Source organism: Rubrimonas sp., assembly GCF_036788415.1.
In the GTDB taxonomy this organism is placed as follows: domain Bacteria; phylum Pseudomonadota; class Alphaproteobacteria; order Rhodobacterales; family Rhodobacteraceae; genus Rubrimonas.
Genome location: NZ_DAIQNN010000002.1, coordinates 99,043 through 113,404 on the forward strand (window position 1 = coordinate 99,043; position 14,362 = coordinate 113,404).

Below are 14,362 nucleotides of genomic sequence, written 5' to 3' on the forward strand. Positions count from 1 at the left end.
CGTGAGTCTACTGGGCCTTCGACCTCAGGAAGGCGCGCAGCACGGTGGACTGCATCGAAATGTCCGAGCCGATCGCCGCGGGGTCGTCGGACGCCTTGCCGTTGGCCACCGCGTTCAGCCGCTGCGCCAGCGTCTTGAGCGGCTCGGCGCCGATGGCCCCGCAGACCGAGATCATCACATGCGTCGCATTGCTCAGCACGCTCATGTCCGACGCGGCGACCCCCTCGCGCACCTGCTGGACGGCGGCGTCGAGATCGCTGTCGATCTTGCCGAGAAGATCGCGCATCGCCTCCGGCCCGATCGCCTCGGCGAGGCCGGTGAACACCTCCATCTCGACGGGCCGCCCAGTGGCAGGCCGCGCCGTCGGCGCCGCCGTCGCGGCGGCGGGGACATCAGGCGCTGCGCTCTGGGCGTGGGCTGCGGCGGGCGCGCCTCCAGCGGCCCGACGCACGCGTTCGGTGAGGTTGAGGATGTCGCGCCCGAACTGCTCGATGCTGATCAGCGGCTTGGGGATCAGCCCGTCGGCGCCGGCCTCGGCGATCTTCTCGCGATGCTCGCGCAGCGCATAGGCCGTGACCGCGATCACCGGCGCGTCGCACAGCGGCGGCGCCGACTGGCGGATCGACTTGATGACGTCGAGTCCGGAGACGCGCGGCATCTCGATGTCGATCAGATAGATGTCGTAGCGATGCGCCTCGATCATCTCCAGCGCCTCGGCGCCGTCATTGGCGACGTCGACCCGCGAGCCCAGAGCGTCGAGCAACTGGGTCGCGACCATCTGGTTGGTGATGTTGTCCTCCGCGAGAAGCACGCGCTTTCCGCGAAGCCAGGCGAGACCTGAAGCGTTGGAGCTGTCCATCTGTCCGGTCGTTCCTGACTTCCTTACGCGGCGTCGCGCAATCTGGGCGCGCACTGCTTAATGCGGGGTCAACTCTAGCGATGTCGGGCGCGCCGGGAAAGCGGCGCCTTTCGCGCGCGCCTCCCAGACCGTCCGAACGGCGTCGGCGACGCGATCGGGCTCGAGCGGCGCGGCGACGACGCCGTCGAAGCCGGCGGGCTCGCCGGGCGCGCCGAGAGCGACCAGCAGGGCCTCGGGCCAGCGCGCGCGCGCTTCCGCGACCGTCGTCGCTTCTTCGTCGCCGCCGGCCTCGACCAGCACGATCTCCGGCGCCGGCGCGTCGTCGGCGTCGAGCACCTCGACGCCGGCCGCGGCGCTCGCCGCCGCGCCGAGCGCGCCGAGCGAGCGGGTCTGCGCCATCACGCGCACCCGCGGCCCCTGCGGATGCGCAGCCGCCGACGGGGTCGCCGCGAGCACGAGCACACGCCCCGATTCCGTCGTCGAGACTTCGAGCCGCCCGCCGATGCGCTCGAGCAATCCCTTGGCGAGCAGCGGGCCGAGACCGACTTCGCCGGCGTCGCGCCCGACCGCCGGCTCCGCGGCGACGAGGCGGCGCAGTTCCTCGGCGCCGGCCGCTGCGTCCGGCAGGTCGAAGGAGAGCGCCGCGCGGCATTCGCCGTCCTGATGGCCGAGTTCGAGCCGCACGTCGCGCGCCCCGGCGCGCTCGAGCACGAAACCGCACAGATGGGTCAGCGCGCGCTGGAAGCGCCGACCGTCGCCGGTCATCAGCGCCGGCGCGTCGCCCGACGCCGCGACCGTGAAGCCCACGCCCGACCGCGCCGCCGCCGGCGCGAACAGGTCGCGCATCGACTGGGCGAGCGCGTCGATCTCGAAGGTCTGGCCGGCGCCGGGCTCGGCGTCCGCCTCGGGATCGGCGTCGAACACGTCGTCGAGCATGTCCGATATCTGGCGCCCCGCCCGCTCGGCCTGCTCGATGAGCTGCGTCTGCTCGTCGCTGACCCCCATGTCGCGCACCAGCGCCACGAGGCCCATCACGCCGTTGAGCGGGGTGCGCAACTCGTGGCTGAGCATCGACAGCATATGCGCGCGTTCGCGTCCGATTTCGGGCGTCTCGGCGACCGGCGCGGCGGGGCGGAAGCGGCTGGCGTCGCGGGCGCGCCGCGACAGCACGATCGCGCGCGTCGCCGCCGCCAGCATCACCAGGCAGCAGATCGCGCCGGCGAGGCCGACTGCGGAGAACACCGAAGCGGCCGGGCTGGCGGCGCGCGCCGCCTCGATCGCGCGCATCTGCGCCGTCTCGTCCGCCGCCCGCCCAAGCGCTTCGAGCTCGGGCAGGCTCGCGCGCAGACCGGCCGACAGGCGCGCGATCTCGCCGGGAGCGCCGCGCGCGAGCGCGTCGAGGTCGAGGCCGCCCGCTCCGAGGTCGCTGGCCAGCCGCGCGAGCGCCTCGAGCGCTGTCGGACTGACCAGACCCTCCAGCGCCTCGCGCCCGAGCAACGCAAGCGCCTGCGCGCGCAGCTGCGCCGCCGCCTGCGAGATCGCCTCCGGGTCAGGTCCGAAGCGGCCTTCGGAAAAATGCTCCAGCGAATCGGCCAGACGCCGCGCGTCGAGTTCGAGCAGCGCCGGGCCGACGGCGCGCGCGGCCGCGGCGGGGCCGGGATCGGGCGGGGGCGCGAGCAGCGCGACCGCCGTCGCGGCGACGAAGCCGGCGGCGGAGAGCAGCGCGGCGGCGCCGAGCAGCCAGGAATAGGCGGCCGTGCTGCGCGGAGTGCGGTTCGAGGGGCGCGTCATCGCCGCCGCCCCCATGGCGCGCGCATCTCGCGCGACCGCGACGGGCGACGCCAAGCGGCGCCGGCCTGCGCGGCCTGCGCGGGGGACGGGCTGAGCAGCCGAGCCATCCCGACGGAACTCCAGCAAGGAAAACGGCGCGCCGCATCATCGCGACGACGGCGAATCCTAGACCCCAAGCTGTAAACGAAGCGGAAAGCACCGCTGCGCGGGGAGCGGGAGGACGGGCGAGGAAACCGCCGCCCGCTCCCGATGCGCGCGGCTCAGGAGACCGCGCGCGCGAGCCCGACGCCCTGCATCGCCGCGCGGATCTCCTCGAGGATCGCCGGGTCGTCGATGGTCGCGGGGACCTTAACCTCCTGCCCGTCCGCCATCTTGACCATCGCGCCGCGCAGGATCTTGCCCGAGCGCGTCTTGGGCAGCCGGTCGACCACGATCGCCGTCTTGAACGCCGCGACCGGCCCGATCTGGTCGCGCACGAGCTTCACGCATTCGCGCACAATCTCGTCATGCGGGCGATCGCAGCCGGTGTTGAGGCACAACAGGCCGACCGGCTGCTGGCCCTTCAGCGAATCGGCGGCGCCGATCACGGCGCATTCGGCGACGTCGGGGTGGCTGGCGAGCACCTCCTCCATCGCGCCGGTCGAAAGGCGGTGGCCGGCGACGTTGATGACGTCGTCGGTGCGGGCCATGATGTAGAGATACCCGTCCTCGTCGATCATGCCCGCGTCGCCGGTCTCGTAGAAGCCCGGATAATGCGCGAGATAGCTCGATTTGAAGCGCTCCTCCGCGTTCCACAGCGTCGGCAGCGCTCCCGGCGGCAACGGCAGGCGCACTGCGATGGCCCCCAGCGTCTTCGGCGCCGCCAGCTCGCCCGCCTCGTCGAGGATGACCACGTCGTAGCCCGGCATCGCCACAGTCGGCGAGCCCAGCTTGACCGGCAACAGCTCGACCCCGACCGGATTGGCGGCGATCGCCCACCCCGTCTCGGTCTGCCACCAATGGTCGATGACGGGCACGCCCAGCGCCTTCTGCGCCCAGACGATGGTGTCCGGGTCGGCGCGCTCGCCGGCGAGGAACAGCGTCTTCAGGCCCGAAAGATCGTAGCCGGCCATCAGCTTCGCCTCGGGATCGTCGCGCTTGATGGCGCGCAACGCGGTCGGGGCCGTGAAGAGCGCCTTGACCTTGTGCTCCTCGATCACCCGCCAGAACACGCCCGCGTCGGGCGTGCCGACCGGCTTGCCCTCGAAGATCACCGTGGTCGCGCCGACGATCAGCGGGGCGTAGACGATGTAACTGTGGCCCACCACCCAGCCGACGTCGGAGGCCGCCCAGAACACCTCGCCCGCGCCGATGTCGTAGATCGCCTTCATCGTCCAGGCGAGCGCGACCATGTGGCCGCCGGAATGGCGCACCACCCCCTTGGGCTGCCCGGTCGTGCCGGAAGTGTAGAGGATGTAGAGCGGCTCGGCCCCGCCAACCGGCGCGCATTCCGCGAAGGGCGCGTCGGCGACGAACTCGGCCCAGTCGACGTCGCGGCCCTCGATCAGCGGCGCCTGCGCCTGCGGGCGCTGGCGGATCACCACGAAATCGGGCTTGTGCGCGGCCTGCGCGATCGCGCCGTCCACCAGCGGCTTGTAGGCGATCACCCGGCCCGGCTCGATCCCGCAGGAGGCGGTAAGCACGGCCTTGGGCTTGGCGTCGTCGATGCGCACGGCGAGCTCGTGCGCCGCGAAGCCGCCGAACACAACCGAATGGATCGCGCCGATCCGCGCGCAGGCCAGCATCGCGATCGCGGCCTCCGGGATCATCGGCATGTAGATCAGCACCCGGTCGCCCTTGCCGACGCCCCGCGCTTCGAGCGCGCCGCCGAGGCGCGCGACCTCCTCCTGCAGTTCGGCGTAAGTGATCGTCCGCTTGGTCCCGGTGATCGGGCTGTCATGGATGATCGCCGCGCGGGCGCCGTGGCCGGCGGAAACATGTCGGTCGACGGCGTTCCAGCAGGTGTTGGCGACGCCGTCGGCGAACCAGTGGTAGATCGGCTTGCGGCCGTCGTCGAGCGCGCGCGAGGGCTTGTCGAACCAGTCGATCGCCTCTGCGGCCTTCATCCAGAACCCCTCGGGGTCGCGTTTCCAGCTGTCGTAGAGTTCCGCGTACCGACCCATGACCGTCTCCCCCGCATATCGCCAGGCTCCGCCGCAATCCGCCGCGTCGAGGCGGAGCGCGGGCCGGAGCCGTTCCCGCGCCCCGGCGCGGCGTCGAGGTCGAGCCGGGCGCCGGAGCGGGCCATGGGTAATTCCGCGCGCCCGGTCGCGAAACTGTCGCCGAGGGCGCGCGGCCCTTCGCCGCAAGGCGGCGACGGCCATGACGGCGCGTCCCCTCGCCACCGTCGATCCAATGCGCCCGGCCTCCGCGCCCTCCGCGAAACGCTCACTCCGGCGACCAGATCGCAGGCGCCGCCGCGCCGCGCCGGATCACCGCGAACTGGCCGGCGAACAATCGGTAGGGATGGCTCCACACCCCGTCCGGCCAGCGCACCCGGACTTCGGCCCGTTCGCTGACGCCGAGCCCGAGATGGATCCATCCGGCATGGCCCGAGGCGTGGCCGCCGCCGACCTGGACCACCCGCCGAAGCGTCCGCGCCCCGATCCGCACCGACAGCTCCGCCCCGACGGCGGTGCGATTTGGCGCCGGTTGCTCAAGCGCGACCATCGCCCAGCCGCCCATCGGCAAAGGCGGCTCGGCGGGCGCCGCTCCGAGGCTGCGGAACAGGCTCGTCGCGCCTTCGCGGTTGACGACCAGCAAATCGAGCATGCCGTCGAGGTTGAAGTCGGCGACGGCGGCCCCCCGCCCCCGCCGGTCGAGCGCGACGCCCGCCTGCGAACCGGCTTCGGCGAAGCGCCCGTCCCACTGGCCCATCAGCAGACTGTCAGGGTCGAAGGCGGCGAAATCGGGCATCTGCTCGACATTGCCCTTCGCGATGAACAGATCGAGCAACCCGTCATTGTCGAAATCGGCGAATTCGGCGTGCCAGCCGGTCGAGGGCCGCAGATCGCCGCCGACATGCGGACGGTGGGCGGTCGCGCCGCGGGCGAAGGCGATGTCGCGATAGGTCGGCGCGCCGGGCTCCGCCTCGGGGTCGAGCTGTTGCAGCAGCGTGTCGCCCATCGAGGTCAGCGCGTATTCGGGATAGCCGTCCGCATCCAGATCCGCCTCGGCGATCCCCATCCCCCAGATTTTCAGCCGCCGCCAGCCCTCGGCGCGGCGAAACAGCCGCGGCGCCCGCTCCGGTTCGACGCGCCAGAGCTGCTCCTCGCCGTCGAGATGGTATTGGCGGTCGTTGGCCGCGCGCAGATCGGCGCGGCCCAGCCGCCCCCAGTCGGTGAACAGCAGCGAGAGCGCGCACTGGCCGGGGGCGAGTTCGGTCGCGGTGGAGTAGTCCGGCGCCTCGCCGGGGCCGGGCCGGTGGAGGGCGTGCGGCGCGCAGGTTCCCCAGGGCGCGCCGGGCGCGGAGCGGTCGACATAGTTGCCGAAGGCGAGCGTCGGGAAGCGCGCGCCGGCCTCCCAGGTCGCGGCGAAGGCGGCGGTCCACTCCCGCCCGCCGTCGAAGCGCCACGCCCGGTCGGCGCGCTCGAAGCGGCAGTCGCCGAGGCCCCGCAGCAGGGCGTTGCGCCCCAGCCGCAGGATTGCGAGGTCCATCAGCCCGTCGCCGTCGACGTCGAGCGGATAGGCGCCGAGAACGCCGGTCAGCTCATCCCCCAGCGCGTCGAGCGGGCGCGCCTCGAAGCGCAAGGGGCCGCCGGTTGCGCTGCGGTTGACGAAGAGCCGCGCGGGGTTCGCGCCGCCGGCGAGCAGCAGGTCGGGGCGTCGGTCGCCGTCGCAGTCGAAGGCCGCCGCGCCGCCGCCGACGAAGAACTCCCAGCCGCCGCCATAGACGTGCTCGAGTCCCGCTTCGCGCGCTTCTTCGACGAAATGGGGGCCGTGGAACGGGCGCGGCGCTTCCCCGGCCTGCGCCGCGCCGGCCAGCAGCAGCGCCAGCGCCGCCGCTCTCATGGCGCGATCCGCAGAGTGCGCAGAAAGGCGATCACGCTCTGGCGCGCATCTTCCGGCGCGGCCTCGTAGGCCTTCGCCGCAGCCGCCGCCGCGCCGCCATGGGCGCGGATCGCCTCGTCGAGCGTCGAGAGGTCGCCGCGATGGCCGTAGGGGCCGGTGTCGGCGACGCCCCAGAGCTCGGCGGTCAGGAACACGTCGCGCGCGACGAAGCGCTGGCCGAGCAGTTCGTCGCCAAAGACCGGACGCACCGGGTCGGCGATCACATGCCGCTTGAGATCGCCGTAGAGGGGGACGAGCGCGCGCCCCTGCGCGTCGCGCGGCAGGCGCGCCGCCCAGTCCAGCGCGCCGAGGTCGAGCGCCACGGTCGCGGCCTCGCCCTGCCGCAGCACGCCGGCGGGCGCGCCGGGGGCCGGCTCGTGAAACACCAGCCCGTCCAGCGGCAAAGCAGGGATGTGGCAGGCGGCGCAGCCGAACGCCGCGAAAGCCGCCTCGCCAGCAGCCGCCGCATCGCGCCACAGCGGATCCTCGGGCGTCGCGCGCAGCGGCGGGGGCAGGCTCGCCTGCCAGAGGGTGAGGGCGGTCACGTCGCCCGCGCCGATCTCGGCGCCGATCCCGTCGCCGTCGAAATCCGCCTCTCCGGTCCAGCGCGGCCCGAAGCGCTCCTCGGCCTGAATCCCGTGATGCGCGTTGAGCGCGTTCACGGTGAACTGGCGCAGCGAGACGATCACGCCCTTCTGGCTGAACGGGCGGATCACGAGGTCGCTGTCGACCCCGTCGAGCGCCGAGATGTCGAGCAGCCCGTCCGGCCCCGCCGTCAGCGCGCCGAACTCCACGCCCTTGGCGGTGAGGCGGATCGTGGCCGGCGCGCCCGTCTCGCGCGCGCGGCGCAGCGCGTCGCGCCGCTGCGCCTGAAGCTCGGCGGTCATCTCGCGGGCGAGCAGTTCGACGAGGCCCGCGCCGAACAGATGGTTGGTCCCGCGCTCGTTGGAGAATTGCGGGTCGAGCGTGTCGAAATCGGCGCTGGAGAAGCCTTCGGAGACGAAGGCGTTGGCCGCGAAATCGCCCGCGCCGCCGGGGAGCGGCTCGATGTGGCAGGCGACGCAGGAGGAGGCGTCGGGCCCGCTGAGGCGCTGCATCGCACGTTCCGCCGGTCGGCGGCGCTTGGTCGGCACGATGGCCTGGGTGGCGAGCGGGCGGCCCGCGCCGTCGGGCGTCGTGAAGCGGGCGCGGAACAGGCGTTCGCCTTCCGCCAGAACCCGCGACGGGCCGTCGCGGGCGATCTCGGCGGCGAGCGCGTCATGGTCGAGCGGCGCGGCCAGCGCGCGCTCGTCCCAGGGCTGCGCGGTGGGTTGACCCAGCGTCGGCGGGGCCGCGGCCGCGCCGAGGGCGACGATCAGGGCGGCAAGGTCTTTTCGCATATGCAGCAACACCTTGTGGGCGGGAAACCCGCCGGTCGCGCCATTGTTGACAGGGCGCGGGGGCCGTGTCACTCGCTAGACGGGCGCGGTTCAGCGCAGCAGATCGGCCGGCGCGCCCCAGCGCGAACAGCCGGCACAGGGAGGATGAGATGCGGAATTTCCTGCGCGCGACCGCCGCGGTCGCGCTTTGCCTGTCCGTTGCGCCAGCCTTCGCACAGACAATGACCGTCGGCGTCTCCTGGTCGAACTTCCAGGAAGAGCGCTGGAAGACCGACGAGGCCGCCATCGTCGCAGCCCTGAACGCCGCCGGCGCCGCTTACGTCTCAGCGGACGCGCAATCCTCCACCGCCAAGCAGCTTTCCGACGTCGAGAGCCTGATCGCGCGCGGCGTCGACGCGCTGATCGTCCTCGCGCAGGACAGCAGCGCCATCGGCCCGGCGGTCGAGGCGGCGGCGAACGAGGGCATCCCCGTCGTCGGCTACGACCGGCTGATCGACGACCCGCGCGCCTTCTACCTGACCTTCGACAATGTCGAAGTCGGGCGCATGCAGGCCCGCGCCGTGCTCGCGCAGGCGCCCAAGGGCAATTACGTGATGATTAAGGGCTCGCCGACCGATCCCAACGCCGATTTCCTGCGCGGCGGCCAGCAGGAAGTGCTGCAGGCGGCGATCGACGCGGGCGACGTGACGATTGTCGGCGAGGCCTACACCGACCAGTGGCTCCCCGCCAACGCGCAGCGCAACATGGAGCAGATCCTCACCGCCACCAACAACGCGGTGGACGCGGTCGTCGCCTCGAACGACGGCACGGCGGGCGGCGCGGTCGCGGCGCTGACGGCGCAGGGAATGCAGGGCATCCCGGTCTCGGGGCAGGACGGCGACCACGCGGCGCTCAACCGCGTGGCCCTCGGCACGCAGACCGTCTCGGTCTGGAAGGACGCGCGCGACCTGGGGCGGGCGGCGGCGGAGATCGCCGTGGCGCTGGCCGGCGGGACGGCGATGGCCGACATCGAGGGCGCGCAGAGCTGGACCAGCCCCTCGGGCAAGGAGCTGACCGCGAAGTTCCTCGCGCCGGTGCCGGTCACCCGCGACAACCTCGCCTCGGTCGTCGAGGCCGGCTGGATCGGCAAGGACGCCCTCTGCCAGGGCGTGCCGGCGGGGTCGGTCGCGGTCTGCGACTGACGCCGGATTTCCGGGCGGCGGATCGCCGCCGCCCGCGCTGACGCCGGAGGCTCCTCATGGCGCAAGCCGACATCTCACGCTCCGCCGCGCAGGCGCCCTCGGCGATGGGCGCCTTTCGCGCGCTGCAGATCGACCCGCGCCTGCTGGGCATGATCGGGGCGCTGCTGATCATCTGGATCGGCTTCGACGTTCTGACCGGCGGGCTGTTCCTGACCCCGCGCAACCTGTTCAACCTCTCGGTCCAGACCGCTTCGGTCGCGGTGATGGCGACCGGCATGGTGTTCATCATCGTGATGCGCCACATCGACCTGTCGGTCGGCGCGATGCTCGGCGTCATCGGCATGCTGATGGGCTGGATGCAGGCGCAGGTGCTGCCCGACCTGCTGGGCTTCGGGTCCTGGGCGATCGCGCCGATCACGGTGCTCTTCGGCGCGACGGTGGGCGCGCTGATCGGCGCCGGGCAGGGTTATGTCGTCGGCTATCTCGGCGTGCCCGCTTTCATCGTGACGTTGGGCGGACTCCTCATCTGGCGCGGCGCCGCCTGGTGGGTGACGAGCGGGCAGACCGTCGCGCCGCTCGACGCGAATTTCGTGGTGCTCGGCGGCGGATTGCGCGGCACGCTCGGCGCGGAGTGGAGCTGGATGCTCGCGGCCCTCGCCTGCGCCGCGACCGTGGCGTTGATCGCCGCCTCGCGCCGGCGCAAGATCGCGCGCGCCTTCCCGGTCAAGCCGCTCTGGGCGGAGCTGACCGTCGGCGCGATCCTGCTCGGGCTGATCGTGAGCTTCACCGCGATCATGAATGCCTACGACGTGCCGCAGCGCGCCGCCGAGCGGCTCTACCAGTCGCGCGGGCTGACGCTGCCCGAAGGCATGATCCTCTCGCACGGCATCGCCGTTCCGGTCATCATCGTGCTGATCGTGGCGGTGGCGATGACCGTGATCGCCCGGCGCACCCGCTTCGGGCGCTACGTCTTCGCCGCCGGCGGCAACCCCGACGCCGCCGATCTGGCGGGCGTCGACACGCGCAAGCTGACGGTGAAGGTCTTCGCGCTGATGGGGTTCCTCACCGCCATCGCCGCCGTGATCGCCTCGGCGCGCCTGCAATCGGCGGCCAACGACCTCGGCACGCTGGACGAGTTGCGGGTGATCGCCGCCGCAGTCATCGGCGGCACGGCGCTGTCGGGCGGGATCGGGACGATCTACGGGGCCATTCTGGGCGCGCTGGTCATGCAGTCGCTGCAATCGGGCATGGCGATGGTGGGGGTGGACGCGCCGCTGCAATCCATCGTCGTCGGCGTGGTGCTTGTGGTCGCGGTGCTGGCCGACATCGTCTATCGCCGCCGCGTGGGAGACTGAGCCATGGCCGCGCCGCTTGTGGAAATGCGCGACATCTCCATCGCCTTCGGCGGCGTCAAGGCGGTGGACGGGGTGACGGTGGACCTCCACCGTGGCGAAGTGGTCGGGCTGCTCGGCCATAACGGCGCCGGCAAGTCTACGCTGATCAAGGCCCTGTCGGGCGCCTACAAGCGCGACGCGGGGCAGATCTTCATCGACGGCGCCGAAGTGCAGATCGACAATCCCCGCGACGCGCGCCGCTGCAACATCGAGACGATCTACCAGACGCTCGCGCTGGCCGACAATCTCGACGCCAAGGCCAACCTCTTTCTCGGGCGCGAACTGGTCGGCGGCGCGGGTTTCCTCGACGACGACGCCATGGAGGCCGAGACGCGGAAGATCATGAAGCGCCTCAACCCCAATTTCGCGAAGTTCACGGCGCCGGTGAAGGCGCTGTCGGGCGGGCAGCGCCAGTCGGTCGCGATCGCGCGCGCGATCTATTTCGACGCCAAGATCCTGATCATGGACGAGCCGACCGCCGCGCTCGGCCCGGCCGAGACCGCGCAGGTGGGCGAACTGGTCAAGCAGCTCAAGGCCGAGGGCATCGGCATCTTCCTGATCAGCCACGACATCCACGACGTGTTCGACCTCGCCGACCGCGTCTTCGTGATGAAGAACGGCCAGCTCGTGGGGCAGGCGCGCACTGCAGACGTCACCAAGGACGAAGTCCTCGGCATGATCATCCTCGGCAAATGCCCCAAAGCCGCGATCCCGGGCCCCGGCGCGCTCGATTCCTGACTTGCGGAGGCCCGACATGGGCGATTTCTACTCGATCTCGGACCCGATCCGCTTCGAGGGGCGCGACAGCGACAATCCCCTCGCCTTCCGCTTCTACGACCCCGACGCGACTGTGCTCGGCAAGCGGATGGAGGACCATCTGCGCTTCGCCGTGTGCTGGTGGCACACGCTCTGCTGGCCCGGAACCGACCCGTTCGGAGGCCCGACGTTCCTCCGCGACTGGTTCGAGGGCGAGCCGATGGCCTGCGCGCGGCGCAAGGCCGACGTGGCCTTCGAGACCTTCCGCCTGCTCGGCGTTCCCTTCTACACCTTCCACGACCGCGACGTGGCGCCCGAAGGCGCGACGCTGGCCGAAAGCAACGCCAATCTCGCCGCGATGGGCGACTATCTCGCGGAGAAGATGGAAGGCTCGGGCGTGGGCCTCCTCTGGGGCACGGCCAACCTGTTCTCCAACCGCCGCTACATGGCCGGCGCCGCGACCAACCCCGACCCCGAGGTGTTCTCCTATGCGGGCGCGCAGGTGAAGGCGGCGATGGAGCTCACCCACCGTCTCGGCGGCGCGAACTATGTGCTGTGGGGCGGGCGCGAGGGCTACGACACGCTGCTCAATACCGATATGGGCCGCGAGCTCGACCAGCTCGGGCGGTTCCTGACCATGGTCGTCGAGCACAAGAAGAAGATCGGCTTTCCGGGCACCATCCTGATCGAGCCGAAACCGCAGGAGCCGACCAAGCATCAATACGACAGCGACGTCGCCGCGATCCACGGTTTCCTGCGCCGCTACGATCTGATCGGCGAGGTGAAGATCAACATCGAGCAGAACCACGCGATCCTCGCCGGCAAGAGCTTCGAGCACGAGATCGCGCTGGCCGGCGCGCTCGGCATCTTCGGCTCGCTCGACCTCAATCGCGGCGACTATCAGTCGGGCTGGGACACCGACCAGTTCGCGATGAACGTGCCGGAACTCGCGCTGGCGATGCACGCGGTGCTGGAGGCGGGCGGGTTCACGACCGGGGGCCTCAACTTCGACGCCAAACTCCGCCGCCAGTCGCTCGATCCTGACGACATCCTGCACGCCCATCTCGGCTCGATGGACGCCTGCGCCCGCGCGCTGCTGATCGCCGCCGAGATGATCGAGGCGGGCGCGTTGACCGGTCCGCGCGCGGCGCGCTATGCGGGCTGGGACGGGGCGGAGGGCCGCGCGATCCTGTCCGGCGCGCGCAGCCTCGACGATCTGTCGGCGCGGGTGCTGGCGGAGGGGATCGAGCCGCAGCCGGTCTCGGGCCGGCAGGAGGCGCTGGAGGGCGTCGTCAACCGCTTCCTGAGGTGACGCCCGCGCTGTCGGGCTGGCGGCTGGCCGGCGCGGTCTGCGTCGCGCTGATCGCGTTCGCCGCGAATTCGGTGCTGTGCCGCATGGCGCTTGCGGGCGGCGACATCGGGCCGACGGCCTTCACGGCGATCCGGCTGGCGGCGGGCGCTGCGGCGTTGGGGCTGATCGCGCTCGTCGCCGGGCGCGGCGCGCAGGCGCGGGCGGCGGCGTCCGGGCTGTCGGCGGCGATGCTGTTCGGCTATGCGGCGGCCTTCTCCTTCGCCTATGTCGCGCTCGACGCCGGGATCGGCGCGCTGATCCTGTTCGGCGCCGTGCAGGCGACGATGTTTCTGGGCGCGCTTCTGGGCGGCGAGCGGCCCGGCCCGGCGCGGTGGATCGGCGGCGCTGCGGCCTTCGGCGGGCTCGTCTGGCTGCTGTCGCCCGGCGCCGCTGCGCCGCCGCTTGTCCCGGCGCTGCTGATGGCGGCGGCGGGCGCGTGCTGGGGCGGCTATTCGCTGCGCGGCCGCCGGGCGGGCCCGCCGCTCGCCGCGACGGCGGCGGCGTTCGCACTCGCCACTCCGGCGGGGCTGGCGCTCTGGGCCTTTGCGGGGCCGACCGAGCCTGTCGGCGCTGCGGGCGCCGTGCTGGCGGCGGCGTCCGGCGCGCTCGCCTCGGGGGGCGGCTATGCGGTGTGGTATGCGGTCCTGCCGCGCATGGAGGCGAGCCTCGCGGCGGTGGCGCAGCTGACCGTTCCGGTGATCGCGCTGGCCGGCGGGATGGTCTTTCTCGGCGAGGCGCTGACGCTGCGCTTCGCGGTCGCGGCGCTGGTCATCCTCGGGGGCGTCGGGGCGGCGACGCTGCTGGGGCGGCGGAGCTAGCGCCGGGCGGCGCGCATGGCGGCGACGATCTGCATGGTTTCGACGCTGACGCGGGCGACGCGGGCGAGGAGGTCCACGACCTTCTCCTTGTGGTCGGCGAAGCGGTAGGTGTCGAACCGCTCGCGGATGGTGGGGTCCTTCGGCCGCTTCTCCTTGTGCTGGTCGAGCACCCAGTCGATCCCGCAGCGGTTGCCGAGGCGGTACTCCCAGCATTCGGGCGGGAAGCCTTCGAGCACGGTCTCGCTGTCGAGCGTGACGGTGCGGGACGCGGGGTCGGATTTCAGGATCGGGCGGGGGGAGAGGCCGGCGGCGCGGGCCTTCGCGTCGGGCGTGTCGCGGCGGGTCAGGGGCCAGGGCGGCACGGTCTCGTAGCCGATGTGCAGATCGAGGAGGGTGCGGCCCCATGCGGCCCATTGCGGGAAATCGGGGTGGAGGGGGATGCGCGGGAACTCGCGGCGCAGGTTGACGGCGTAGGTCTCGCGCCAGACGGGGTCGTGGAGGGCGGCGTAGACATAGGCGAAGATCGCGTCCTTCGTGACCTTGCCCTTGCCGTAGCGCGTCTCGAACTGCGCGAGGCCCCAGTCGGTGACGTTGTCGACGCGCTCGCCGGAGCGGGTGTAGCGGTAGCGATAGACCTGCTGATATGCATCAGCTGCGGCACCACAGTGGAGATCACTTGGAACATCGGAGGCCATCACGCAAATACTTGAACGGGCTCCAACGTGGTTCAAGGAAATCAAAGTA

The 14,362-nt window shown here is 71.9% G+C and carries 11 protein-coding genes; 5 read left to right on the top strand and 6 right to left on the bottom strand.

Going from position 1 to position 14,362, the window contains the following annotated elements:
• Positions 1–7: 7 nt before the first annotated feature.
• From V7Q31_RS01230 to V7Q31_RS01250, 5 genes are all read right to left on the bottom strand, one after another.
• Positions 8–859, bottom strand: a complete 852-nt coding sequence (locus V7Q31_RS01230; protein ID WP_333831842.1) for a response regulator — start codon at positions 857–859, stop codon at positions 8–10.
• 57 nt (positions 860–916) lie between these two features.
• Positions 917–2,650, bottom strand: a complete 1,734-nt coding sequence (locus tag V7Q31_RS01235) for a sensor histidine kinase (RefSeq protein WP_333831843.1) — start codon at positions 2,648–2,650, stop codon at positions 917–919.
• A 260-nt stretch (positions 2,651–2,910) separates the two neighbouring features.
• Entirely contained in the window at positions 2,911–4,812 is a 1,902-nt protein-coding gene (locus tag V7Q31_RS01240) for a propionyl-CoA synthetase (RefSeq protein ID WP_333831844.1), read from the bottom strand.
• Between the two features lie 265 nt (positions 4,813–5,077).
• Complete coding sequence (locus tag V7Q31_RS01245) at positions 5,078–6,700, bottom strand: FG-GAP repeat domain-containing protein (RefSeq protein ID WP_333831845.1); 1,623 nt, start codon at positions 6,698–6,700, stop codon at positions 5,078–5,080.
• A complete protein-coding gene (locus V7Q31_RS01250) occupies positions 6,697–8,118 on the bottom strand; it encodes a hypothetical protein (protein WP_333831846.1) in 1,422 nt (473 codons plus the stop codon). Before V7Q31_RS01250 ends, V7Q31_RS01245 begins: the two co-directional genes overlap by 4 nt.
• A 149-nt stretch (positions 8,119–8,267) precedes the next feature.
• On the opposite strand from V7Q31_RS01250, the gene xylF reads away from it, so the two are divergent.
• Genes xylF through V7Q31_RS01275 form a run of 5 tightly spaced genes read left to right on the top strand, consistent with a single transcriptional unit; the run spans position 8,268 to position 13,618 of the window.
• Positions 8,268–9,299: a D-xylose ABC transporter substrate-binding protein gene (gene xylF, locus V7Q31_RS01255; protein WP_442976274.1), complete on the top strand. Its 1,032-nt coding sequence runs from the start codon at positions 8,268–8,270 to the stop codon at positions 9,297–9,299.
• Positions 9,300–9,355: 56 nt separating this feature from the next.
• Positions 9,356–10,654 (top strand): sugar ABC transporter permease, encoded by a 1,299-nt coding sequence (locus V7Q31_RS01260; protein WP_442976275.1) that lies wholly within the window; start codon positions 9,356–9,358, stop codon positions 10,652–10,654.
• Between the two features lie 3 nt (positions 10,655–10,657).
• Complete coding sequence (locus tag V7Q31_RS01265; RefSeq protein WP_333831847.1) at positions 10,658–11,431, top strand: ATP-binding cassette domain-containing protein; 774 nt, start codon at positions 10,658–10,660, stop codon at positions 11,429–11,431.
• A 16-nt stretch (positions 11,432–11,447) separates the two neighbouring features.
• On the top strand, positions 11,448–12,761 hold the full coding sequence (gene xylA / locus V7Q31_RS01270) for a xylose isomerase (protein ID WP_333831848.1): 1,314 nt from the start codon (positions 11,448–11,450) through the stop codon (positions 12,759–12,761).
• Positions 12,758–13,618: a DMT family transporter gene (locus V7Q31_RS01275; RefSeq protein WP_333831849.1), complete on the top strand. Its 861-nt coding sequence runs from the start codon at positions 12,758–12,760 to the stop codon at positions 13,616–13,618. The genes xylA and V7Q31_RS01275 overlap by 4 nt, the downstream gene beginning before the upstream one ends.
• On the opposite strand, the gene V7Q31_RS01280 is transcribed toward V7Q31_RS01275, so the two are convergent.
• On the bottom strand, positions 13,615–14,362 hold a 748-nt coding region (locus V7Q31_RS01280; RefSeq protein WP_333831850.1), incomplete at its 5' end, for a type ISP restriction/modification enzyme. The two genes, V7Q31_RS01275 and V7Q31_RS01280, sit on opposite strands and share 4 nt — an antisense overlap.